Genomic DNA, 24,356 nt, shown 5'->3' on the forward strand with positions numbered 1-24,356 from the left:
ATAGATGAATTGGAAAAGATGAATGACATGATGAAGATGAAATAACTGTATAAAATATAACCAAATCATCGTTGAAGCAAGTCTGCAGACCTCGGGTCTGTGGATTGGTGTCCGTGCGCCGGGCAAAACTTGTAATTGGTGCGCGTTCTTGTATGGTTGGTTCCCTTTGAATCTGAGCCTTGCGGGTCTGTTATGAAGTCGGTTGAAGAGCAGCTAGCGCTGATTAAACGTGGTGCGGAAGAACTGTTGGTCGAGTCCGAGCTGGTCGAGAAGCTCAAGCGCGGCCAACCGCTGCGTATCAAGGCTGGTTTCGACCCTACCGCTCCGGACCTGCATCTGGGTCATACGGTGCTTATTAATAAGCTGCGTCAGTTTCAGGAGCTGGGGCATCAGGTGATCTTCCTTATAGGTGACTTCACCGGGATGATCGGTGATCCGAGTGGCAAGAGCGCCACGCGTCCGCCGCTGACACGTGAGCAGGTTCTCGAGAATGCCGAGACCTACAAGACTCAGGTTTTCAAGATTCTTGATCCGGCGAAAACCGAAGTTGCCTTCAACTCCACTTGGATGGACAAGATGGGGCCGGCGGATTTCATTCGTCTGACTTCGCAATACACCGTCGCTCGCATGCTCGAGCGTGATGACTTCGACAAGCGCTACACCACCAACCAGCCAATCGCTATTCACGAGTTCCTCTACCCGCTGGTTCAGGGTTATGACTCGGTCGCGCTGCGCGCGGATGTCGAGCTGGGCGGTACTGACCAGAAATTCAACCTGCTGATGGGGCGCGAGCTGCAGCGTGGTTATGGTCAGGAGGCTCAGTGCATTCTCACCATGCCGTTGCTGGAAGGTCTGGATGGTGTGAAGAAGATGTCCAAATCGCTGGGTAACTACGTCGGTATCCAGGAAGCGCCGGGCGTCATGTACAGCAAGCTGGTTTCCATTCCGGATGCGCTGATGTGGCGTTACTTCGAGTTGCTCAGCTTCCGCTCGATGGATGAGATCAACGCATTCCGGGCTGACGTTGAGGCTGGCGCGAACCCGCGTGATATCAAGATCAAGCTGGCTGAAGAAATCGTTGCGCGTTTCCATGGTGAAGAGGCAGCGGCAAATGCTCACCGTGGCGCTGGCAACCGCATGAAAGATGGCGAGCTTCCAGATGACTTGCCTGAGGTTGAGCTGGCTTCGGCTGAGGACATGCCAATCGCTGCCGTCCTTAATAAGGCTGGCCTGGTGAAGAACTCGGCGGCGGCGCGTGATCTGTTGGCGGCGGGTGGGGTGCGCGTTGATGGTGAAGTGGTTGATCGCTCCTTTATATATGTACTGGGCGCGACTCACGTTTGCCAGGCTGGCAAGAAGGCTTTTGCACGCATCACGCTGAAATCTCAATAAAGTTGGAATTAGGGCTTGACGGCGAATTTTAGAGGTCTATAATTCGCCCCACTTCCGGCGCAGTCGAAACGGAAAACTCCTTGAGATTCAAAGAGTTAGGCAGTTTTCGACAGTGGCTTGCTTCAGATCATCGAAGCCTGGAAGGAGTTGAAAGAGCATTGATTTGTAGCTCTTTTAACGGTTCGATCTTCTCGGTCGAAAGCGGAGAAAAAGAGGTGTTGACAGCAGCGATTAACGCTGTAGAATTCGCCTCCCGCTAACGAGAGATCGGAAGCGCAAGTGGTTGAAGTTGTTGAAGAATTCTTCGAAAACTTCTGAAAATAATCACTTGACAGCAAATGAGGCTGCTGTAGAATGCGCGCCTCGGTTGAGACGAAAGATCTTAACCAATAGCTCTTTAACAACTGAATCAAGCAATTCGTGTGGGTGCTTGTGCAGTCAGACTGATAGTCAACAAGATTATCAGCATCACAAGTTACTCCGCGAGAAATCAAAGATGTAACCAACGATTGCTGAGCCAAGTTTAGGGTTTCTTAAAAACCCAAAGATGTTTGAACTGAAGAGTTTGATCATGGCTCAGATTGAACGCTGGCGGCAGGCCTAACACATGCAAGTCGAGCGGATGAAAGGAGCTTGCTCCTGGATTCAGCGGCGGACGGGTGAGTAATGCCTAGGAATCTGCCTGGTAGTGGGGGACAACGTTTCGAAAGGAACGCTAATACCGCATACGTCCTACGGGAGAAAGCAGGGGACCTTCGGGCCTTGCGCTATCAGATGAGCCTAGGTCGGATTAGCTAGTTGGTGAGGTAATGGCTCACCAAGGCGACGATCCGTAACTGGTCTGAGAGGATGATCAGTCACACTGGAACTGAGACACGGTCCAGACTCCTACGGGAGGCAGCAGTGGGGAATATTGGACAATGGGCGAAAGCCTGATCCAGCCATGCCGCGTGTGTGAAGAAGGTCTTCGGATTGTAAAGCACTTTAAGTTGGGAGGAAGGGTTGTAGATTAATACTCTGCAATTTTGACGTTACCGACAGAATAAGCACCGGCTAACTCTGTGCCAGCAGCCGCGGTAATACAGAGGGTGCAAGCGTTAATCGGAATTACTGGGCGTAAAGCGCGCGTAGGTGGTTTGTTAAGTTGGATGTGAAATCCCCGGGCTCAACCTGGGAACTGCATCCAAAACTGGCAAGCTAGAGTATGGTAGAGGGTGGTGGAATTTCCTGTGTAGCGGTGAAATGCGTAGATATAGGAAGGAACACCAGTGGCGAAGGCGACCACCTGGACTGATACTGACACTGAGGTGCGAAAGCGTGGGGAGCAAACAGGATTAGATACCCTGGTAGTCCACGCCGTAAACGATGTCAACTAGCCGTTGGGAGCCTTGAGCTCTTAGTGGCGCAGCTAACGCATTAAGTTGACCGCCTGGGGAGTACGGCCGCAAGGTTAAAACTCAAATGAATTGACGGGGGCCCGCACAAGCGGTGGAGCATGTGGTTTAATTCGAAGCAACGCGAAGAACCTTACCAGGCCTTGACATCCAATGAACTTTCCAGAGATGGATTGGTGCCTTCGGGAACATTGAGACAGGTGCTGCATGGCTGTCGTCAGCTCGTGTCGTGAGATGTTGGGTTAAGTCCCGTAACGAGCGCAACCCTTGTCCTTAGTTACCAGCACGTTAAGGTGGGCACTCTAAGGAGACTGCCGGTGACAAACCGGAGGAAGGTGGGGATGACGTCAAGTCATCATGGCCCTTACGGCCTGGGCTACACACGTGCTACAATGGTCGGTACAAAGGGTTGCCAAGCCGCGAGGTGGAGCTAATCCCATAAAACCGATCGTAGTCCGGATCGCAGTCTGCAACTCGACTGCGTGAAGTCGGAATCGCTAGTAATCGCGAATCAGAATGTCGCGGTGAATACGTTCCCGGGCCTTGTACACACCGCCCGTCACACCATGGGAGTGGGTTGCACCAGAAGTAGCTAGTCTAACCTTCGGGAGGACGGTTACCACGGTGTGATTCATGACTGGGGTGAAGTCGTAACAAGGTAGCCGTAGGGGAACCTGCGGCTGGATCACCTCCTTAATCGACGACATCAGCTGCTGCATGAGCTCCCACACGAATTGCTTGATTCATTGAAGAAGACGATAGAAGCAGCTTTAAGCTCCAAGCTGATAGCTCTGAGCTAACAGTTACAAGCTCGAAATTGGGTCTGTAGCTCAGTTGGTTAGAGCGCACCCCTGATAAGGGTGAGGTCGGCAGTTCGAATCTGCCCAGACCCACCAATTTTGTTATGGGGCCATAGCTCAGCTGGGAGAGCGCCTGCCTTGCACGCAGGAGGTCAGCGGTTCGATCCCGCTTGGCTCCACCATAAACTGCTTCGAAGTTTGAGAGTTTAGAAATGAATATTCGCGTTGAATATTGATTTCTAGTCTTTTGATTAGATCGTTCTTTAAAAATTTGGGTATGTGATAGAAAGATAGACTGAACGTTACTTTCACTGGTAACGGATCAGGCTAAGGTAAAATTTGTGAGTTCTCTTAGTTGAGAAATTCGAATTTTCGGCGAATGTCGTCTTCACAGTATAACCAGATTGCTTGGGGTTATATGGTCAAGTGAAGAAGCGCATACGGTGGATGCCTTGGCAGTCAGAGGCGATGAAAGACGTGGTAGCCTGCGAAAAGCTTCGGGGAGTCGGCAAACAGACTTTGATCCGGAGATGTCTGAATGGGGGAACCCAGCCATCATAAGATGGTTATCTTGTACTGAATACATAGGTGCAAGAGGCGAACCAGGGGAACTGAAACATCTAAGTACCCTGAGGAAAAGAAATCAACCGAGATTCCCTTAGTAGTGGCGAGCGAACGGGGACTAGCCCTTAAGTGGCTTTGAGATTAGCGGAACGCTCTGGAAAGTGCGGCCATAGTGGGTGATAGCCCTGTACGCGAAAATCTCTTAGTCATGAAATCGAGTAGGACGGAGCACGAGAAACTTTGTCTGAATATGGGGGGACCATCCTCCAAGGCTAAATACTACTGACTGACCGATAGTGAACTAGTACCGTGAGGGAAAGGCGAAAAGAACCCCGGAGAGGGGAGTGAAATAGATCCTGAAACCGTATGCGTACAAGCAGTGGGAGCAGACTTTGTTCTGTGACTGCGTACCTTTTGTATAATGGGTCAGCGACTTATTTTCAGTGGCGAGCTTAACCGAATAGGGGAGGCGTAGCGAAAGCGAGTCTTAATAGGGCGTCTAGTCGCTGGGAATAGACCCGAAACCGGGCGATCTATCCATGGGCAGGTTGAAGGTTAGGTAACACTGACTGGAGGACCGAACCGACTACCGTTGAAAAGTTAGCGGATGACCTGTGGATCGGAGTGAAAGGCTAATCAAGCTCGGAGATAGCTGGTTCTCCTCGAAAGCTATTTAGGTAGCGCCTCATGTATCACTGTAGGGGGTAGAGCACTGTTTCGGCTAGGGGGTCATCCCGACTTACCAAACCGATGCAAACTCCGAATACCTACAAGTGCCGAGCATGGGAGACACACGGCGGGTGCTAACGTCCGTCGTGAAAAGGGAAACAACCCAGACCGTCAGCTAAGGTCCCAAAGTTATGGTTAAGTGGGAAACGATGTGGGAAGGCTTAGACAGCTAGGAGGTTGGCTTAGAAGCAGCCACCCTTTAAAGAAAGCGTAATAGCTCACTAGTCGAGTCGGCCTGCGCGGAAGATGTAACGGGGCTCAAACCATACACCGAAGCTACGGGTATCATCTTCGGATGATGCGGTAGAGGAGCGTTCTGTAAGCCTGTGAAGGTGAGTTGAGAAGCTTGCTGGAGGTATCAGAAGTGCGAATGCTGACATGAGTAACGACAATGGGTGTGAAAAACACCCACGCCGAAAGACCAAGGTTTCCTGCGCAACGTTAATCGACGCAGGGTTAGTCGGTCCCTAAGGCGAGGCTGAAAAGCGTAGTCGATGGAAAACAGGTTAATATTCCTGTACTTCTGGTTATTGCGATGGAGGGACGGAGAAGGCTAGGCCAGCTTGGCGTTGGTTGTCCAAGTTTAAGGTGGTAGGCTGAGATCTTAGGTAAATCCGGGATCTTAAGGCCGAGAGCTGATGACGAGTTACCCTTTGGGTGACGAAGTGGTTGATGCCATGCTTCCAAGAAAAGCTTCTAAGCTTCAGGTAACCAGGAACCGTACCCCAAACCGACACAGGTGGTTGGGTAGAGAATACCAAGGCGCTTGAGAGAACTCGGGTGAAGGAACTAGGCAAAATGGCACCGTAACTTCGGGAGAAGGTGCGCCGGTGAGGGTGAAGGACTTGCTCCGTAAGCTCATGCCGGTCGAAGATACCAGGCCGCTGCGACTGTTTATTAAAAACACAGCACTCTGCAAACACGAAAGTGGACGTATAGGGTGTGACGCCTGCCCGGTGCCGGAAGGTTAATTGATGGGGTTAGCTAACGCGAAGCTCTTGATCGAAGCCCCGGTAAACGGCGGCCGTAACTATAACGGTCCTAAGGTAGCGAAATTCCTTGTCGGGTAAGTTCCGACCTGCACGAATGGCGTAACGATGGCGGCGCTGTCTCCACCCGAGACTCAGTGAAATTGAAATCGCTGTGAAGATGCAGTGTATCCGCGGCTAGACGGAAAGACCCCGTGAACCTTTACTATAGCTTTGCACTGGACTTTGAATTTGCTTGTGTAGGATAGGTGGGAGGCTTTGAAGCGTGGACGCCAGTTCGCGTGGAGCCATCCTTGAAATACCACCCTGGCAACTTTGAGGTTCTAACTCAGGTCCGTTATCCGGATCGAGGACAGTGTATGGTGGGTAGTTTGACTGGGGCGGTCTCCTCCTAAAGAGTAACGGAGGAGTACGAAGGTGCGCTCAGACCGGTCGGAAATCGGTCGTAGAGTATAAAGGCAAAAGCGCGCTTGACTGCGAGACAGACACGTCGAGCAGGTACGAAAGTAGGTCTTAGTGATCCGGTGGTTCTGTATGGAAGGGCCATCGCTCAACGGATAAAAGGTACTCCGGGGATAACAGGCTGATACCGCCCAAGAGTTCATATCGACGGCGGTGTTTGGCACCTCGATGTCGGCTCATCACATCCTGGGGCTGAAGCCGGTCCCAAGGGTATGGCTGTTCGCCATTTAAAGTGGTACGCGAGCTGGGTTTAGAACGTCGTGAGACAGTTCGGTCCCTATCTGCCGTGGACGTTTGAGATTTGAGAGGGGCTGCTCCTAGTACGAGAGGACCGGAGTGGACGAACCTCTGGTGTTCCGGTTGTCACGCCAGTGGCATTGCCGGGTAGCTATGTTCGGGAAAGATAACCGCTGAAAGCATCTAAGCGGGAAACTTGCCTCAAGATGAGATCTCACTGGAACCTTGAGTTCCCTGAAGGGCCGTCGAAGACTACGACGTTGATAGGTTGGGTGTGTAAGCGCTGTGAGGCGTTGAGCTAACCAATACTAATTGCCCGTGAGGCTTGACCATATAACACCCAAGCAATTTGCTGACCTGAGAAGGCACCAGATTGCGGTGTGTGAAGACGAAACGAACCGAAAGTTCGAAGCGCACAAACACCTAGCTGTCACATACCCAATTTGCTGAAGCGAGACCATCTGGTCACGAGTCAGTACCCGAATTTCTTGACGACCATAGAGCGTTGGAACCACCTGATCCCATCCCGAACTCAGCAGTGAAACGATGCATCGCCGATGGTAGTGTGGGGTTTCCCCATGTGAGAGTAGGTCATCGTCAAGATTAAATTCCGAAACCCCAATTGCGAAAGCAGTTGGGGTTTTGTTTTGCCTTCGAGAAATGTGTCCGCTTGATTTCTATGCAACGGCTCGGGGCATGGCTATTATGCGGACCTCATTGTGAGGCGATACCTGCATGCTGACGTTGTTGAATCTACTGAAGGATGGACGATTCCATTCCGGACAGGACTTGGGCGTTGCCTTGGGAATTAGCCGAAGTGCTGTATGGAAGCAGCTACAACAGCTTGAAGCTGAACTTGGCCTGTCGATCCATAAAGTTCGCGGTCGCGGATATCAATTGTCGACGCCTCTGACGCTCCTTGATCCTCTTGAAATAACCAAGAAGATGCCTCAATGGCCGGTGCGTGTGTTCGACTCTGTTGACTCGACAAATGCCGAAGCTCTGCGCTCCATCAATGACGGTGCCCCCGCGCCGTTTTTGCTGCTCGCGGAGCGACAATTGGCAGGCCGTGGTCGTCGAGGTCGTAAGTGGGTAAGCCCATTTGCGGAAAACCTTTATTACAGCCTTGTGCTCCGTATCGAAGGCGGAATGCGCCAGCTTGAAGGGCTGAGCCTTGTTGTTGGCTTGGCCGTCATGCAGACCTTGCGAAGCTCGGGGGTGTCGAACGCCGGTTTGAAATGGCCCAATGATGTCTTGGTGGGAAACAAGAAGATTGCCGGGATCCTACTTGAGCTCGTCGGAGATCCGGCAGATGTCTGTCATGTTGTGCTGGGTATAGGAATCAATGTGAATATGCAGGTTGCACAAGAGGTCGACCAGCAGTGGACTTCCATAAGGCTTGAGTCTGGGCAGGCCTGTGATCGCAACGCTTTGGTGGTTGAGCTTAGCAATCAGCTGAACACCTATATCCGTAGGCACCAAACCCATGGATTCGCTGGTTTGCAAGCAGAATGGGCGGAAAATCATTTGTGGCAGGGTCGCACTGTTTCATTGATTGCGGGTAACAGTCATATCGAAGGGGTTGTGCTCGGCATCGATAATCAGGGCGGGTTGCGCTTGATGGTAGGCGGTGTTGAACAAGTCTTTAGTGGCGGAGAGCTCAGCCTGAGGTTGCGTGATGATTCTTGAGCTTGACTGCGGCAACAGTTTTATAAAGTGGCGCGTGCTCAATGGCTTGGCGAGCGAAGTGGTCTCGGAAGGGGTGGTAGATTCCGATCTGGCTTTGATTGAGAGCCTGCGCATCATAAATGCGCTGTCACTGCGCAACTGTCGTTTGGTCAGCGTTAGGACTGACGAAGAAACAGGCGCGTTAATCGATCTTATTGAGCGTGAATTCACTATACCTGTCGTATGTGCAAAATCCGCTCGTGAGGTGTCCGGCGTTCGTAACGGCTACGAGGATTATGAGCGTCTAGGGCTTGATCGCTGGCTAGCGATGCTTGGGGGTTTTCACCTGGCTGCCGGCGATGCTTGCTTGATTCTCGACTTTGGTACAGCGGTCACTGCTGATTTTGTTGCGGCTGACGGTGAGCATCTCGGTGGGTTCATCTGTCCTGGTTTGCCTTTGATGCGAAACCAGCTGCGCACTCATACTCGTAAAATTCGCTACGGGGATCAGGCGGCGGAGCGCGCCCTCTCCAGTCATGTGCCGGGGCGGACTACCGCAGAAGCGGTGGAGCGCGGGTGTTCGTTGATGTTGAGGGGCTTCGTGCTCACTCAATTAGAGCTGGCTCAAGCATATTGGGGTGAAAACTACCTCGTTTTCATTACGGGAGGGGATGCTGATCTGGTTGGTGGCGTCGTGCCTGATGCTCGGGTTGTACCCGATCTTGTTTTCGTCGGCTTGGCCATGGCGTGTCCCTTGTCCTGAGGTTTATATGCGTTGGTTGTTCCTGCTCCTCGTAGTTCTCAACGGTTTCTATTATGTCTGGCATCAGCAGGAGGCGCCCTTGCGAGCCAAAGACGTAACGCCTCTGAACCTGTATCGCGGTTCGCAGCAGGATATTCGTTTGCTTAGTGAAACAGCCGGTGATGGGCGCAGGATGGAGGGTGCTGCGCGTCAACAGTGTCTGTTCCTTGGTGGGTTTTCTGATGAGGATTCAATTGCCAAGTTGCAGCAGCGTCTGGGGACGATGAGGGTCAGTGTGCAATCCGTGCCGAAAGATGCTGCCGGAAGCGGTTACTGGCTGGCGGTTGCTCCGGACGGCCAGCGTTTGTTGGGCGATCAACAGTTGCAAAACCTTTCCAAGGAATTCAATGAGTTAAAACATAAAATAATGCTGTGTGAAGGGGTTGCACCCACTCAATAGTTTGCATAGAATGGCGCCCGCTCCACAGCGAACACCTTAAACGGAATTCGAAGTAGAGCGTGTCAACGCAGCTAACCTCAGGTTTTTAAATGAGAAAATGCTTGACAGGGGTTTGGCGTGATATAGAATGCCGGCCTGATTAGGAGGGGTTCCCGAGCGGCCAAAGGGATCAGACTGTAAATCTGACGTCTACGACTTCGAAGGTTCGAATCCTTCTCCCTCCACCAGATTTAAGCGTGAGCTGCAGGCTCCGCGGGTATAGTTTAGTGGTAGAACCTCAGCCTTCCAAGCTGATGATGCGGGTTCGATTCCCGCTACCCGCTCCAGGTTTGCAGGTTGTGCAAAAGGGTTTTGCTCTTGTAGCTCAGTTGGTAGAGCACACCCTTGGTAAGGGTGAGGTCAGCGGTTCAAATCCGCTCAAGAGCTCCATATAACAAGGCAGATATGAAAATATCTGCCTTTGTTTTAATGGTTGATATTGTTTGTCTAATTTCTTCTGTAGAGGGTGATATCGATGGCTAAGGAAAAATTTGATCGTTCCCTGCCCCACGTCAACGTTGGGACCATTGGTCACGTTGACCACGGTAAAACCACTCTGACTGCTGCTCTGACTCGCGTCTGCTCCGAAGTTTTCGGTTCGGCCGTCGTTGAGTTCGACAAGATCGACAGCGCACCAGAAGAAAAAGCTCGCGGTATCACCATCAACACCGCTCACGTTGAGTACAACTCGACTATTCGTCACTACGCTCACGTTGACTGCCCAGGTCACGCTGACTACGTGAAGAACATGATCACCGGTGCTGCCCAGATGGACGGCGCGATCCTGGTTTGCTCGGCCGCTGATGGTCCGATGCCGCAAACCCGTGAGCACATCCTGCTGTCCCGTCAGGTAGGCGTTCCGTACATCGTGGTTTTCCTGAACAAGGCTGACCTGGTAGACGACGCTGAGCTGCTGGAACTGGTTGAGATGGAAGTTCGTGACCTGCTGTCGACCTACGACTTCCCGGGCGACGACACTCCGATCATCATCGGTTCGGCTCGTATGGCGCTGGAAGGCAAAGACGACAACGAAATGGGCACCACTGCCGTTCGTAAACTGGTTGAAACTCTGGATACCTACATCCCAGAACCAGTTCGTATGATCGACAAGCCATTCCTGATGCCAATCGAAGACGTGTTCTCGATTTCGGGTCGCGGTACTGTTGTGACTGGTCGTATCGAGCGCGGTATCGTTCGCGTTCAGGACGCGCTGGAAATCGTTGGTCTGCGTGACACCACCACCACCACCTGCACCGGTGTTGAGATGTTCCGCAAACTGCTCGACGAAGGTCGTGCTGGCGAGAACTGCGGCGTTCTGCTGCGCGGTACCAAGCGTGACGACGTTGAGCGTGGCCAGGTTCTGGTCAAGCCGGGTTCGGTCAAGCCGCACACCAAGTTCACCGCAGAAGTTTACGTACTGAGCAAGGAAGAAGGCGGTCGTCACACTCCGTTCTTCAAAGGCTACCGTCCACAGTTCTACTTCCGTACTACTGACGTGACTGGTAACTGCGAGCTGCCAGAAGGCGTTGAAATGGTAATGCCAGGTGACAACATTCAGATGACTGTTACCCTGATCAAAACCATCGCGATGGAAGACGGTCTGCGTTTCGCTATCCGTGAAGGCGGTCGTACCGTCGGCGCTGGCGTCGTAGCCAAAATCATCGAATAAGCGGTTGTAATGTATTTTTCGGGCCGGCATAATGGTCGGCCTGATTTTGTTTTAGGTCAGTAGCTCAATTGGCAGAGCGACGGTCTCCAAAACCGTAGGTTGGGGGTTCGATTCCCTCCTGACCTGCCAGATTCACTTGGTGTGTCTGGCTTTCTTTTCACAGGATCTTCATAGATGACTCCTAAAGCTGAAGCTCAAGGCTCTCGCTTAGATCTGCTCAAGTGGCTTGTAGTAGTCGCTTTGGTAGTTGTTGGCGTTGTTGGCAATCAGTATTACGCTGCTTCGCCGATCCTGTACCGTGTACTCGCTTTGCTTGCCATTGCTGCTGTAGCTGCCTTTGTAGGCCTGCAGACTGCGAAGGGCAAGTCTTTCTTTGTACTGGTTAAGGAAGCTCGCACCGAGATTCGTAAAGTCGTGTGGCCAACTCGCCAAGAAACCACGCAGACCACGCTGATTGTCGTGGCTGTTGTTCTGGTTATGGCGTTGCTGTTGTGGGGTCTTGATTCCCTGCTCGGCTGGCTTGTTTCCTTGATTGTCGGCTAAGGGTGTCCCGTGGCTAAGCGTTGGTATGTTGTGCATGCTTACTCGGGTTACGAGAAGCATGTGATGCGCTCGCTGATCGAGCGCGTAAAGCTGGCTGGCATGGAAGATGGCTTCGGCGAGATTCTGGTTCCCACTGAAGAAGTGGTTGAAATGCGTAACGGCCAGAAGCGCAAAAGCGAGCGCAAGTTCTTCCCGGGCTATGTGCTGGTCCAGATGGATATGAACGAGGGTACCTGGCACTTGGTCAAGGATACTCCTCGAGTGATGGGTTTCATCGGCGGTACCGCTGACAAGCCTGCGCCAATTACCGATAAAGAGGCAGAAGCGATTCTGCGTCGCGTTGCTGACGGTAGCGACAAGCCGAAGCCGAAGACGTTGTTCGAGCCAGGCGAGACGGTACGTGTCAATGACGGTCCATTCGCTGATTTCAATGGCGTTGTGGAAGAAGTTAACTACGAAAAGAGCCGGATCCAAGTGGCAGTGCTCATTTTCGGTCGCTCTACTCCGGTGGAGCTCGAGTTCAGTCAGGTCGAGAAGGTCTAACTGGACAAGCAATCCCAACCCCGCAGCCTTAGGCTGTGGGGTTTTGTCGTCACTGGGATAAACGCGCAAGTAACCGGGGAGCCTTTCGAGGCGTTCGAACCCGTAATTGGAGTGCCTCATGGCCAAGAAGATTACCGCTTACATCAAGCTGCAAGTGAAGGCCGCTCAGGCTAACCCAAGTCCACCGGTTGGTCCTGCTCTGGGTCAGCACGGCGTGAACATCATGGAATTCTGCAAGGCTTTCAACGCCCGTACCCAGGGTCTTGAGCCAGGTCTGCCGACTCCAGTGATCATCACTGTCTACAGCGACCGTAGCTTCACTTTCGAAACCAAATCCACCCCTGCTTCGGTTCTGCTGAAGAAGGCGGCCGGTCTGACCAGCGGTTCCGCTCGTCCGAACACCGTTAAGGTTGGCACCGTTACCCGTGCTCAGCTGGAAGAAATCGCGAAAACCAAAAACGCGGATCTGACTGCAGCTGATATGGATGCAGCCGTGCGTACTATCGCCGGTTCTGCTCGTAGCATGGGCCTTAACGTGGAGGGTGTGTAATGGCTAAGCTGACCAAGCGTCAAAAGGCTATCGCCGGCAAAATCGAAGCAGGCAAGGCCTACAACATTGTAGACGCCGCTGCTTTGCTGGCCGAGCTGTCGACTGTCAAGTTCAGCGAGTCGTTCGACGTTGCTGTAAACCTGGGTGTAGACCCGCGTAAATCCGACCAGGTTGTTCGTAGCGCTACTGTGCTGCCACACGGCACTGGCAAGACCGTTCGCGTTGCTGTGTTCACCCAGGGTCCAGCTGCTGAGGCCGCTCTGGCTGCCGGCGCTGACCGTGTAGGTATGGACGACCTGGCTGCCGAAATGAAAGGCGGCGACCTGAACTATGACGTAGTGATCGCATCCCCGGATGCCATGCGCGTTGTAGGTCAGTTGGGTCAGATCCTCGGTCCACGTGGTCTGATGCCTAACCCGAAAGTCGGCACCGTGACTCCAGACGTAGCCAACGCGGTCAAGAACGCCAAGGCTGGTCAGGTTCGTTATCGCACCGACAAAAACGGCATCATCCACACTTCCGTTGGCAAGATCGGCTTCGACGCCGTCAAGCTGAAGGAAAACGTTGAGGCCCTGATCGCTGATCTGAAGCGTATCAAGCCAGCTTCCTCGAAAGGCATTTACGTCAAGCGCGTTACCCTGAGCACTACCATGGGCCCAGGTCTGGTTATCGATCAGAGCTCGCTCGACGCGTAAGACAAAGGTTGGCGCGGATTGCCGCGCCAATTGAAAGATTGGGGTCCCTGCCTGGCGGGGGCTATCCAAGACCGTAGGCGGCGCAAGCCTTAAACCTCAAGCCTACGCAGATGGTGCTCCCGGTTCCTTACCGAATCAGACACCAAAACGACATTCGGTTCCGATCGAATGAAACGGTAACAAGCAGGAGTTAAACCCGTGGCAATTAATCTCGAAGACAAGAAGGCCATCGTCGCTGAAGTCAACGAGGCTGCCAAAGTCGCTCTGTCCGCTGTCGTGGTTGATGCACGTGGCGTAACAGTAGGCGCAATGACCGGACTCCGTAAAGAGGCTCGTGAAGCTGGCGTTTACGTACGTGTTGTACGTAACACCCTGCTCAAGCGCGCCGTTGCTGACACTCAATACAGTGTCCTCAACGACGTGTTCACCGGCCCGACCCTGATTGCATTCTCGAACGAACATCCGGGCGCTGCTGCCCGTATCTTCAAAGAGTTTGCCAAGGGTCAGGACAAGTTCGAGATCAAGGCAGCTGCGTTCGAGGGCAAGTTCCTCGCAGCTAATCAGATCGACGTACTGGCAACTCTGCCGACCCGTGACGAAGCAATTTCCCAGCTGATGAGCGTGATTCAAGGCGCTACCAGCAAATTGGCTCGTACTCTGGCGGCAATTCGCGACCAGAAAGAAGCTGCCGCAGCCTAAGGCTCGTCACTTCTCGCGTTTTTTGTTTATTTCGATGGTCGCGTAGGCCGTCCCCCAATTCAGGAATTGAGTCATGTCTCTGACTAACGAACAAATCATCGAAGCAATCGGCCAGAAATCCGTAGTGGAAATCGTTGAGCTGATCAAAGCGATGGAAGAAACCTTCGGTGTTACCGCTGCTGCCGCTTCGGCTGGCCCAGCTGTAGCTGCTGCTGCTGTTGAAGAGCAAACCGAGTTCAACGTTGTTCTGCTGGAAGCTGGCGAGAAGAAGGTTAACGTGATCAAGGCAGTTCGTGAACTGACCGGTCTGGGCCTGAAAGAAGCCAAAGAGAAAGTAGACGGCGCTCCTCAGGTTGTAGCTGAAGGCGTTTCGAAAGAAGCGGCTGAAGACGCCAAGAAGAAGCTGGAAGAAGCAGGCGCTAAAGTCGAGCTGAAGTAAGCATCGACTTTGCTCCTCCAGCCCGAGCGTCAAGCGACAGGCTGATGGCTGGTGGCTCTTGCCACCGGCCTTTTTCCGTTATTGGCAGCCGACTGGGTCGGTGTCGATAAAGGCGCTGTAACCACCCGATGCGGTGGCGCAAACCATGGGGTTTGCACGATTTTCTGGCTGCTCCCGTCGGGAGGGGCCAAACAAGCAGGTGACCAAGCTGGGGAACGCTGATGGCTTACTCATATACTGAGAAAAAACGTATCCGCAAGGACTTTAGCAAGTTGCCGGACGTCATGGATGTGCCTTACCTCCTGGCCATCCAGCTGGATTCGTATCGTGAATTCTTGCAAGCGGGAGCGACTAAAGATCAGTTCCGCGACGTGGGCCTGCATGCGGCCTTCAAATCCGTTTTCCCGATCATCAGCTACTCCGGCAATGCTGCGCTGGAGTACGTCGGTTATCGCCTGGGCGAACCGGCATTTGATGTCAAAGAATGCGTATTGCGCGGTGTAACTTTCGCCGTACCTTTGCGGGTAAAAGTGCGCCTGATCATTTTCGACAAAGAATCGTCGAACAAAGCGATCAAGGACATCAAAGAGCAAGAAGTCTACATGGGTGAAATCCCCCTGATGACTGAGAACGGTACCTTCGTAATCAACGGTACCGAGCGTGTTATCGTTTCCCAGCTGCACCGTTCCCCGGGCGTGTTCTTCGACCACGACCGCGGCAAGACGCACAGCTCCGGCAAACTGCTGTACTCGGCTCGCATCATTCCTTACCGCGGTTCGTGGCTGGACTTCGAATTCGACCCGAAAGACTGCGTCTTCGTGCGTATCGACCGTCGTCGCAAGCTGCCGGCCTCGGTACTGCTGCGCGCGCTCGGTTACACCACCGAAGAAGTGCTGGACGCGTTCTACACCACCAACGTATTCCACCTGAGCGGCGAAACCCTCAGCCTGGAACTGGTGCCATCGCGCCTGCGTGGTGAAGTTGCGGTTCTGGACATCCAGGACGAGAAGGGCAAGGTCATTGTTGAGCAAGGCCGCCGTATTACCGCGCGCCACATCAACCAGATCGAAAAAGCCGGTATCAAGACGCTGGATGTGCCACTGGACTACGTCCTCGGCCGCACCACCGCCAAGGCTATCGTGCACCCGGCTACCGGCGAAATCCTGGCCGAATGCAACACCGAGCTGAACACTGAAGTCCTGGCAAAAATCGCCAAGGCTCAGGTCGTTCGCATCGAGACCCTGTACACCAACGACATCGACTGCGGTCCTTTCGTCTCCGACACGCTGAAGATCGACTCCACCAGCAACCAATTGGAAGCGCTGGTCGAGATCTATCGCATGATGCGTCCAGGCGAGCCGCCAACCAAAGACGCTGCCGAAACCCTGTTCAACAACCTGTTCTTCAGCCCTGAGCGTTATGACCTGTCTGCGGTCGGCCGGATGAAGTTCAACCGTCGTATCGGTCGTACCGAGATCGAAGGTTCGGGCGTGCTGTGCAAGGAAGACATCGTCGCGGTACTGAAGACTCTGGTCGACATCCGTAACGGTAAAGGCATCGTCGATGACATCGACCACCTGGGTAACCGTCGTGTTCGCTGCGTAGGCGAAATGGCCGAGAACCAGTTCCGCGTTGGCCTGGTACGTGTTGAGCGTGCGGTCAAAGAGCGTCTGTCGATGGCTGAAAGCGAAGGCCTGATGCCGCAAGACCTGATCAACGCCAAGCCAGTGGCTGCGGCGGTGAAAGAGTTCTTCGGTTCCAGCCAGCTGTCGCAGTTCATGGACCAGAACAACCCGCTGTCCGAGATCACCCACAAGCGTCGTGTCTCTGCACTCGGCCCTGGCGGTCTGACTCGTGAGCGCGCAGGCTTTGAAGTCCGTGACGTACACCCGACTCACTACGGTCGTGTCTGCCCGATTGAAACGCCGGAAGGTCCGAACATCGGTCTGATCAACTCCCTGGCTGCGTACGCTCGCACCAACCAGTACGGCTTCCTGGAAAGCCCGTACCGCGTGGTGAAAGAGGGTGTGGTCACCGACGAGATCGTGTTCCTGTCCGCTATTGAAGAAGCCGATCACGTGATCGCGCAGGCTTCGGCGACCATGAACGAGCAGAAAGTCCTGATCGACGAACTGGTTGCCGTACGTCACCTGAACGAATTCACCGTCAAGGCGCCGGAAGACGTCACCCTGATGGACGTTTCGCCGAAGCAGGTTGTATCGGTTGCAGCGTCGCTGATTCCGTTCCTCGAGCACGACGACGCCAACCGTGCGTTGATGGGTTCGAACATGCAGCGTCAGGCTGTACCGACTCTGCGCGCTGACAAGCCGCTGGTAGGTACCGGCATGGAGCGTAACGTAGCCCGTGACTCCGGCGTTTGCGTCGTGGCTCGTCGTGGTGGCGTGATCGATTCCGTCGATGCCAGCCGTATCGTGGTTCGTGTTGCCGATGACGAAGTGGAAACCGGTGAAGCCGGTGTCGACATCTACAACCTGACCAAGTACACCCGCTCGAACCAGAACACCTGCATCAACCAGCGTCCGCTGGTGCGTAAAGGCGATCGCGTTCAGCGTAGCGACATCATGGCCGACGGCCCGTCCACCGACATGGGTGAACTGGCATTGGGTCAGAACATGCGCATCGCGTTCATGGCATGGAACGGCTTCAACTTCGAAGACTCCATCTGCCTGTCCGAGCGTGTGGTTCAGGAAGACCGTTTCACCACGATCCACATTCAGGAACTGACCTGTGTGGCCCGTGACACCAAGCTTGGCCCAGAGGAAATCACTGCGGACATCCCGAACGTGGGTGAAGCTGCACTGAACAAACTGGACGAAGCCGGTATCGTTTACGTAGGTGCTGAAGTAGGCGCAGGCGACATCCTGGTTGGCAAGGTCACTCCGAAAGGCGAGACCCAACTGACTCCGGAAGAAAAACTGCTGCGTGCAATCTTCGGTGAAAAAGCCAGCGACGTTAAAGACACATCCCTGCGCGTGCCAACCGGCACCAAAGGTACGGTCATCGACGTACAGGTCTTCACCCGTGACGGCGTTGAGCGTGATGCGCGTGCACTGTCGATCGAGAAGTCTCAGCTGGACGAGATCCGCAAGGATCTGAACGAAGAGTTCCGCATCGTTGAGGGCGCGACTTTCGAACGTCTGCGTTCCGCACTGGTAGGCCACAAGGCCGAAGGCGGCGCCGGCCTGAAGAAAGGTCAGGACATCACCGACGAAGTCCTCGACGGTCTTGAGCACGGCCAGTGGTTCAAACTGCGCATGGCTGAAGATGCTCTGAACGAGCAGCTCGAGAAGGCTCAGGCCTACATCGTTGATCGTCGCCGTCTGCTGGACGACAAGTTCGAAGACAAGAAGCGCAAACTGCAGCAGGGCGATGACCTGGCTCCAGGCGTGCTGAAAATCGTCAAGGTTTACCTGGCAATCCGTCGCCGCATCCAGCCGGGCGACAAGATGGCCGGTCGTCACGGTAACAAGGGTGTGGTCTCTGTGATCATGCCGGTTGAAGACATGCCGCACGATGCCAATGGCACCCCGGTCGACGTGGTCCTCAACCCGCTGGGCGTACCTTCGCGTATGAACGTTGGTCAGATCCTCGAAACCCACCTGGGCCTCGCGGCCAAAGGTCTGGGCGAGAAGATCAACCGGATGGTCGAAGAGCAGCGTAAAGTCGCTGAACTGCGCACCTTCCTTGACGAGATCTACAACCAGATCGGCGGTCGTAACGAAGATCTGGACAGCTTCTCCGATCAGGAAATCCTCGATCTGGCGAACAACCTGCGTGGCGGCGTTCCAATGGCCACTCCAGTGTTCGACGGCGCCAAGGAAAGCGAAATCAAGGCCATGCTGAAATTGGCAGACCTGCCGGAAAGCGGCCAGATGCAGCTGACCGACGGCCGTACCGGCAACAAGTTCGAGCGTCCAGTTACCGTTGGCTACATGTACATGCTGAAGCTGAACCACTTGGTAGACGACAAGATGCACGCGCGTTCTACCGGTTCTTACAGCCTGGTTACCCAGCAGCCGCTGGGTGGTAAGGCGCAGTTCGGTGGTCAGCGTTTCGGGGAGATGGAGGTCTGGGCACTGGAAGCATACGGTGCTGCTTACACTCTGCAAGAAATGCTCACAGTGAAGTCGGACGATGTGAACGGCCGTACCAAGATGTACAAGAACATCGTGGATGGCGATCACCGTATGGAGCCGGGCATGCCCGAGTCCTTCAACGTGTTGATCAAGGAAATTCGTTCCCTCGGCATCGATATCGATCTGGAAACCGAATAACACGTGACGCGAATCGAGAGCGGGGCAGGATTGCCCGCTCTCTGCTCCGCCAGGAGGAAAGGCCTTGAAAGACCTACTGAATTTGCTGAAAAACCAGGGTCAAGTCGAAGAGTTCGACGCCATCCGTATCGGATTGGCCTCGCCGGAGATGATCCGTTCGTGGTCGTTCGGTGAAGTTAAAAAGCCGGAAACCATCAACTACCGTACGTTCAAACCTGAGCGTGACGGCCTGTTCTGCGCCAAGATCTTTGGCCCGGTAAAGGATTACGAGTGCCTGTGCGGTAAGTACAAGCGCTTGAAGCACCGTGGTGTGATCTGCGAGAAGTGCGGCGTTGAAGTTGCACTGGCCAAGGTTCGTCGTGAGCGCATGGCGCACATCGAACTGGCTTCGCCGGTTGCCCACATCTGGTTCCTGAAATCGCTGCCGTCGCGTATCGGCCTGCTGATGGACATGACCCTGCGTGATATCGAACGCGTTCTCTACTTCGAGAGCTATGTCGTTATCGATCCAGGCATGACCACCCTTGAAAAAGGTCAGCTGCTGAACGACGAGCAGTACTTCGAAGCGCTGGAAGAGTTCGGTGACGATTTCGACGCCCGCATGGGTGCCGAAGCTGTCCGTGAACTGCTGCACGCTATCGACCTTGAACACGAGATTGGCCGTCTGCGCGAAGAGATTCCGCAAACCAACTCGGAAACCAAGATCAAGAAGCTGTCCAAGCGTCTGAAGTTGATGGAAGCCTTCCAGGGTTCCGGCAACCTGCCAGAGTGGATGGTGCTGACCGTTCTGCCGGTTCTGCCGCCAGATCTGCGTCCACTGGTCCCGCTGGATGGCGGTCGTTTCGCGACCTCCGACCTCAACGATCTGTATCGTCGAGTGATCAACCGTAACAACCGTTTGAAGCGTCTGCTGGATCTGTCCGCTCCGGACATCATCGTGCGCAACGAAAAGCGTATGTTGCAGGAAGCGGTCGATGCACTGCTCGACAACGGTCGTCGTGGCCGCGCTATCACAGGTTCCAACAAGCGTCCTCTGAAATCCCTGGCTGACATGATCAAGGGTAAGCAAGGTCGTTTCCGTCAGAACTTGCTCGGTAAGCGTGTTGACTACTCCGGTCGTTCGGTAATTACCGTAGGCCCGACCCTGCGTCTGCACCAGTGCGGTCTGCCGAAGAAGATGGCTCTCGAGCTGTTCAAACCGTTCATTTTCGGCAAGCTGGAAATGCGCGGTCTGGCGACCACCATCAAAGCGGCCAAGAAAATGGTCGAGCGCGAGCTGCCAGAGGTTTGGGACGTTCTCGCTGAAGTGATTCGCGAACACCCGGTCCTGCTCAACCGTGCACCGACCCTGCACCGTCTGGGTATCCAGGCGTTTGAACCGGTACTGATCGAAGGTAAGGCTATCCAGCTGCACCCGCTGGTCTGCGCCGCGTACAACGCCGACTTCGACGGCGACCAAATGGCCGTGCACGTACCGCTGACGCTGGAAGCCCAGCTCGAAGCGCGTGCGTTGATGATGTCGACCAACAACATTCTGTCGCCAGCCAACGGTGAGCCGATCATCGTTCCGTCGCAGGACGTTGTATTGGGTCTGTACTACATGACCCGTGAAGCGATCAACGCCAAGGGCGAAGGTCGTGTATTCGCGGATCTGCAGGAAGTCGATCGTGTGTTCCGTGCCGGCGAAGCCGCACTGCACGCCAAGGTCAAGGTTCGTATCAACGAAACCGTCAACGACCGTGACGGCAACAGCGTGAGCGGTACTCGTATTGTCGACACCACTGTCGGCCGTGCGCTGCTGTTCCAGGTTGTGCCAAAAGGTCTGTCGTTCGACGTCGTCAACCTGCCGATGAAGAAAAAGGCGATCTCCAAGCTGATCAACCAGTGCTACCGCGTGGTTGGTCTGAAAGAGACCGTGATCTTCGCTGACCAGTTGATGTACACCGGTTTCGCTTACTCGACCATCTCCGGCGTTTCCATCGGTGTTAACGACTTCGTTATCCCGGATGAAAAAGCCCGCATCATCGGTGCAGCCACCGACGAAGTGAAAGAGATCGAGAGCCAGTACGCCTCCGGCCTGGTAACCCAGGGCGAGAAGTACAACAAAGTGATCGACCTCTGGTCGAAGGCGAACGACGAAGTTTCCAAGGCGATGATGGCCAACCTCTCGAAAGAGAAAGTCATCGACCGTCACGGCGACGAAGTTGATCAAGAGTCTTTCAACTCGATGTACATGATGGCCGACTCGGGTGCGCGGGGTTCCGCAGCACAGATTCGTCAGCTGGCCGGTATGCGTGGTCTGATGGCCAAGCCGGACGGTTCCATCATTGAAACGCCAATTACTGCGAACTTCCGTGAAGGTCTGAGCGTACTTCAGTACTTCATCTCGACTCACGGTGCTCGTAAAGGTCTGGCGGATACCGCGTTGAAAACCGCTAACTCCGGTTACCTGACTCGTCGTCTGGTAGATGTGGCGCAGGATCTCGTAGTAACCGAGATCGATTGCGGCACCGAACACGGTCTGCTGATGACTCCGCACATTGAAGGCGGCGACGTTGTAGAGCCGTTGGGTGAGCGCGTATTGGGTCGTGTCATTGCCCGTGACGTATTCAAGCCGGGTACCGAGGACGTTATCGTTCCTGCCGGCACTCTGGTTGATGAGAAGTGGGTCGAATTCATCGAGCTGAACAGCATCGACGAAGTGATCGTGCGTTCGCCGATCAGCTGCGAAACCCGCTACGGCATCTGCGCCAAGTGCTATGGCCGTGATCTGGCTCGTGGTCACCAGGTGAACATCGGTGAAGCGGTCGGCGTTATCGCTGCCCAGTCCATCGGTGAGCCGGGTACCCAGCTGACCATGCGTACGTTCCACATCGGTGGTGCGGCAAGCCGTACTTCCGCAGCTGACAGCGTTCAGGTGAAAAATGGCGGTACCGTCCGTCTGCACAACCTGAAGCACGTTGAGCGAGTGGATGGCCACCTGGTTGCTGTGTCCCGTTCCGGTGAGCTGGCAATCGCGGACGACTTCGGTCGTGAGCGCGAGCGTTACAAGCTGCCGTACGGTGCTGTGATTTCGGTTAAGGAAGGTGACAAGGTCGACGCTGGCGCAATCGTGGCCAAGTGGGATCCACACACTCACCCGATCGTTACCGAAATGAAAGGTACCGTGACCTACGTGGGCATGGAAGAAGGCATCACGATCAAGCGTCAGACTGACGAATTGACCGGTATGACCAACATTGAAGTACTCGATGCGAAAGATCGTCCAGCTGCCGGTAAGGAAATCCGCCCAGCAGTTAAGATGGTCGACGACAACGGCAAGGATCTGTTGCTGCCAGGCACTGACGTTATCGCTCAGTACTTCCTGCCAGCCAACGCCTTGGTCGGTGTGGCTGACGGTGCGAAGATTGCGATCGGTGATGTTATCGCTCGTATCCCGCAGGAAACTTCGAAGACCCGTGACATCACCGGTGGTCTGCCGCGTGTTGCCGACCTGTTCGAAGCCCGTCGTCCGAAAGAAGCGTCGATTCTGGCTGAAGTCAGCGGCACCATCGCGTTCGGTAAAGAGACCAAGGGCAAGCGCCGTCTGGTCATTACCCCGAACGACGGTAGCGATCCGTACGAGGAGCTGATTCCGAAGTGGCGTCACCTGAACGTCTTCGAAGGCGAGCAGGTAAACCGCGGCGAAGTTATCTCCGACGGTCCAAGCGATCCGCACGACATCCTGCGTCTGCTGGGTGTAAGCGCGCTGGCCAAGTACATCGTCAACGAGATCCAAGACGTTTATCGTCTGCAAGGCGTGAAGATCAACGACAAGCACATCGAGACCATCCTGCGTCAGATGCTGCGTAAAGTTGAGATCTCCGAGTCCGGCGATTCCAGCTTCATCAAGGGCGACCAGATGGAACTGACTCACGTTCTGGTAGAGAACGAGCGTCTGAGTGCGGAAGACAAGTTTGTCTCCAAGTTCACTCGCGTTCTGCTGGGTATCACCAAGGCGTCGCTGTCCACCGAATCGTTCATCTCGGCGGCTTCCTTCCAGGAAACCACCCGCGTACTGACCGAAGCGGCAGTCACCGGCAAGCGCGATTACCTGCGCGGCCTGAAAGAAAACGTAGTCGTGGGTCGTCTGATCCCGGCCGGTACCGGTCTTGCCTATCACAGCGAGCGCAAGCGTCGCCGTGATGCCGACAAGCCGTTGCGCGTAAGCGCCAGTGAAGTGGAAGCTGCACTGACCGAAGCGCTGAACTCGAGCGGTAACTGAGTTCTGCGATAAACGAGCGTGAGGCCCTGATCGCTCCGTTCGTCGAATCGAGACATTTAGTCGAGGTTCGATGGGTGGGGAGGTCGGGGCCTTGCCTTGACTGGAATCAAGATCCTCTTTAGACTCTTGATCCCCTAAATTTGGCGGGAATTCGTTCCTGCCATTTTGCTTTTCTTGCAAGACAATAGCGTCGCAAGACAACAGTGGAGCTAGTAGATGGCAACTATCAACCAGCTGGTACGTCAGCCGCGTAAGCGTATCGTCGAGAAATCCGACGTACCTGCGCTGCAGAACTGCCCGCAACGTCGTGGCGTGTGCACCCGTGTGTACACCACCACGCCGAAAAAACCTAACTCGGCACTGCGTAAAGTATGCCGTGTGCGTCTGACCAACGGTTTCGAGGTTTCCTCGTACATCGGTGGTGAAGGCCACAACCTGCAAGAGCACAGCGTGGTACTGATCCGCGGCGGTCGTGTAAAAGACTTGCCAGGTGTTCGTTACCACACCGTTCGCGGCTCCTTGGATACTTCCGGCGTTAAAGGCCGTAACCAGGGTCGTTCGAAGTACGGTACCAAGCGTCCGAAGTAATCGGCCGTTTTGCAGATTTTTATTTTATTGAGTCGATAAGAGTAAGGTCGGGCACGCATCCTCTGGATCTGTCCCGAGCTAACCTGAAGACCGCTTGAGGGCTTATCATGCCAAGACGTCGCGTAGCAGCAAAGCGTGAGATTCTGGACGATCCGAAATACGGAAGCCAGATCCTCGCCAAATTCATGAACCACGTTATGGAAAGCGGCAAGAAAGCCGTTGCCGAGCGTATCGTTTATGGTGCCCTGGAAACCGTTGCGGCCCGTAAGGCTGGCACCGATCCCCTGGAACTCTTCGAAAAAGCACTCGACGCCATCGCTCCGCTGGTCGAAGTGAAGTCGCGCCGCGTTGGTGGTGCTACTTACCAGGTTCCGGTCGAGGTTCGTCCTTCCCGTCGTAACGCTCTGGCAATGCGCTGGTTGGTAGACTTCGCCCGTAAGCGCGGCGAGAAGTCTATGGCTCTGCGTTTGGCTGGCGAACTGCTGGATGCTGCTGAAGGTAAAGGTGCTGCTGTTAAGAAGCGTGAAGACGTGCACCGTATGGCCGAAGCTAACAAAGCTTTCTCGCACTACCGCTTCTAATTTTAGCTTCACTA

At 54.4% G+C, this 24,356-nt stretch carries 15 protein-coding genes, 6 tRNA genes and 3 rRNA genes; all 24 read left to right on the plus strand.

The window, feature by feature from the left end:
- Positions 1–192: 192 nt before the first annotated feature.
- A complete protein-coding gene (gene tyrS, locus ACMYUN_RS17660; protein ID WP_415761271.1) occupies positions 193–1,392 on the plus strand; it encodes a tyrosine--tRNA ligase in 1,200 nt (399 codons plus the stop codon).
- Positions 1,393–1,945: 553 nt separating this feature from the next.
- Positions 1,946–3,482 (plus strand): 16S ribosomal RNA (locus tag ACMYUN_RS17665).
- A 123-nt stretch (positions 3,483–3,605) separates the two neighbouring features.
- A tRNA-Ile gene (locus tag ACMYUN_RS17670) sits at positions 3,606–3,682 on the plus strand.
- A 10-nt stretch (positions 3,683–3,692) separates the two neighbouring features.
- A tRNA-Ala gene (locus ACMYUN_RS17675) sits at positions 3,693–3,768 on the plus strand.
- A 238-nt stretch (positions 3,769–4,006) separates the two neighbouring features.
- Positions 4,007–6,900, plus strand: a 23S ribosomal RNA gene (locus ACMYUN_RS17680).
- Between the two features lie 154 nt (positions 6,901–7,054).
- Positions 7,055–7,170 (plus strand): 5S ribosomal RNA (gene rrf / locus ACMYUN_RS17685).
- The 16S, 23S and 5S rRNA genes sit together here with 2 tRNA genes alongside, the layout of an rRNA operon.
- A gap of 132 nt (positions 7,171–7,302) precedes the next feature.
- Positions 7,303–8,256: a bifunctional biotin--[acetyl-CoA-carboxylase] ligase/biotin operon repressor BirA gene (birA, locus tag ACMYUN_RS17690; protein ID WP_415761272.1), complete on the plus strand. Its 954-nt coding sequence runs from the start codon at positions 7,303–7,305 to the stop codon at positions 8,254–8,256.
- Positions 8,246–8,998 (plus strand): pantothenate kinase, encoded by a 753-nt coding sequence (locus tag ACMYUN_RS17695; RefSeq protein ID WP_415761273.1) that lies wholly within the window; start codon positions 8,246–8,248, stop codon positions 8,996–8,998. The genes birA and ACMYUN_RS17695 overlap by 11 nt, the downstream gene beginning before the upstream one ends.
- A 7-nt stretch (positions 8,999–9,005) precedes the next feature.
- The gene (locus ACMYUN_RS17700; RefSeq protein WP_039764221.1) at positions 9,006–9,437 is read left to right on the plus strand and encodes a hypothetical protein; all 432 of its coding nucleotides are present in this window, start codon (positions 9,006–9,008) and stop codon (positions 9,435–9,437) included.
- A 142-nt stretch (positions 9,438–9,579) separates the two neighbouring features.
- Positions 9,580–9,664, plus strand: a tRNA-Tyr gene (locus ACMYUN_RS17705).
- 25 nt (positions 9,665–9,689) lie between these two features.
- Positions 9,690–9,763 (plus strand) — tRNA-Gly (locus tag ACMYUN_RS17710).
- Between the two features lie 27 nt (positions 9,764–9,790).
- Positions 9,791–9,866, plus strand: a tRNA-Thr gene (locus ACMYUN_RS17715).
- A gap of 85 nt (positions 9,867–9,951) precedes the next feature.
- Complete coding sequence (gene tuf, locus ACMYUN_RS17720; RefSeq protein WP_024014521.1) at positions 9,952–11,145, plus strand: elongation factor Tu; 1,194 nt, start codon at positions 9,952–9,954, stop codon at positions 11,143–11,145.
- Positions 11,146–11,198: 53 nt separating this feature from the next.
- Positions 11,199–11,274, plus strand: a tRNA-Trp gene (locus ACMYUN_RS17725).
- A gap of 45 nt (positions 11,275–11,319) precedes the next feature.
- A complete protein-coding gene (gene secE / locus ACMYUN_RS17730) occupies positions 11,320–11,688 on the plus strand; it encodes a preprotein translocase subunit SecE (protein ID WP_415761274.1) in 369 nt (122 codons plus the stop codon).
- Between the two features lie 9 nt (positions 11,689–11,697).
- Positions 11,698–12,231, plus strand: coding sequence for a transcription termination/antitermination protein NusG (nusG, locus tag ACMYUN_RS17735; protein ID WP_007957598.1), 534 nt, complete (start codon positions 11,698–11,700; stop codon positions 12,229–12,231).
- 118 nt (positions 12,232–12,349) lie between these two features.
- Positions 12,350–12,781 (plus strand): 50S ribosomal protein L11, encoded by a 432-nt coding sequence (rplK, locus tag ACMYUN_RS17740; protein WP_003176435.1) that lies wholly within the window; start codon positions 12,350–12,352, stop codon positions 12,779–12,781.
- Entirely contained in the window at positions 12,781–13,476 is a 696-nt protein-coding gene (gene rplA / locus ACMYUN_RS17745) for a 50S ribosomal protein L1 (protein ID WP_024014523.1), read from the plus strand. The genes rplK and rplA overlap by 1 nt, the downstream gene beginning before the upstream one ends.
- 198 nt (positions 13,477–13,674) lie before the next feature.
- Positions 13,675–14,175, plus strand: a complete 501-nt coding sequence (gene rplJ, locus ACMYUN_RS17750) for a 50S ribosomal protein L10 (protein ID WP_008081912.1) — start codon at positions 13,675–13,677, stop codon at positions 14,173–14,175.
- Positions 14,176–14,248: 73 nt separating this feature from the next.
- Positions 14,249–14,614: a 50S ribosomal protein L7/L12 gene (rplL, locus tag ACMYUN_RS17755; RefSeq protein ID WP_007962228.1), complete on the plus strand. Its 366-nt coding sequence runs from the start codon at positions 14,249–14,251 to the stop codon at positions 14,612–14,614.
- A gap of 221 nt (positions 14,615–14,835) precedes the next feature.
- On the plus strand, positions 14,836–18,909 hold the full coding sequence (gene rpoB, locus ACMYUN_RS17760) for a DNA-directed RNA polymerase subunit beta (protein WP_016772939.1): 4,074 nt from the start codon (positions 14,836–14,838) through the stop codon (positions 18,907–18,909).
- A 64-nt stretch (positions 18,910–18,973) separates the two neighbouring features.
- Positions 18,974–23,173, plus strand: coding sequence for a DNA-directed RNA polymerase subunit beta' (gene rpoC, locus ACMYUN_RS17765; RefSeq protein WP_016772940.1), 4,200 nt, complete (start codon positions 18,974–18,976; stop codon positions 23,171–23,173).
- A gap of 216 nt (positions 23,174–23,389) precedes the next feature.
- Positions 23,390–23,761, plus strand: coding sequence for a 30S ribosomal protein S12 (gene rpsL / locus ACMYUN_RS17770; RefSeq protein WP_003186084.1), 372 nt, complete (start codon positions 23,390–23,392; stop codon positions 23,759–23,761).
- A gap of 107 nt (positions 23,762–23,868) precedes the next feature.
- A complete protein-coding gene (gene rpsG, locus ACMYUN_RS17775) occupies positions 23,869–24,342 on the plus strand; it encodes a 30S ribosomal protein S7 (protein WP_016772941.1) in 474 nt (157 codons plus the stop codon).
- The last annotated feature ends 14 nt before the right edge of the window (positions 24,343–24,356 follow it).

Origin of the sequence: Pseudomonas sp. CP4, from assembly GCF_047758505.1 — a bacterium.
In the GTDB taxonomy this organism is placed as follows: Bacteria; Pseudomonadota; Gammaproteobacteria; order Pseudomonadales; family Pseudomonadaceae; genus Aquipseudomonas; species Aquipseudomonas fluorescens_AO.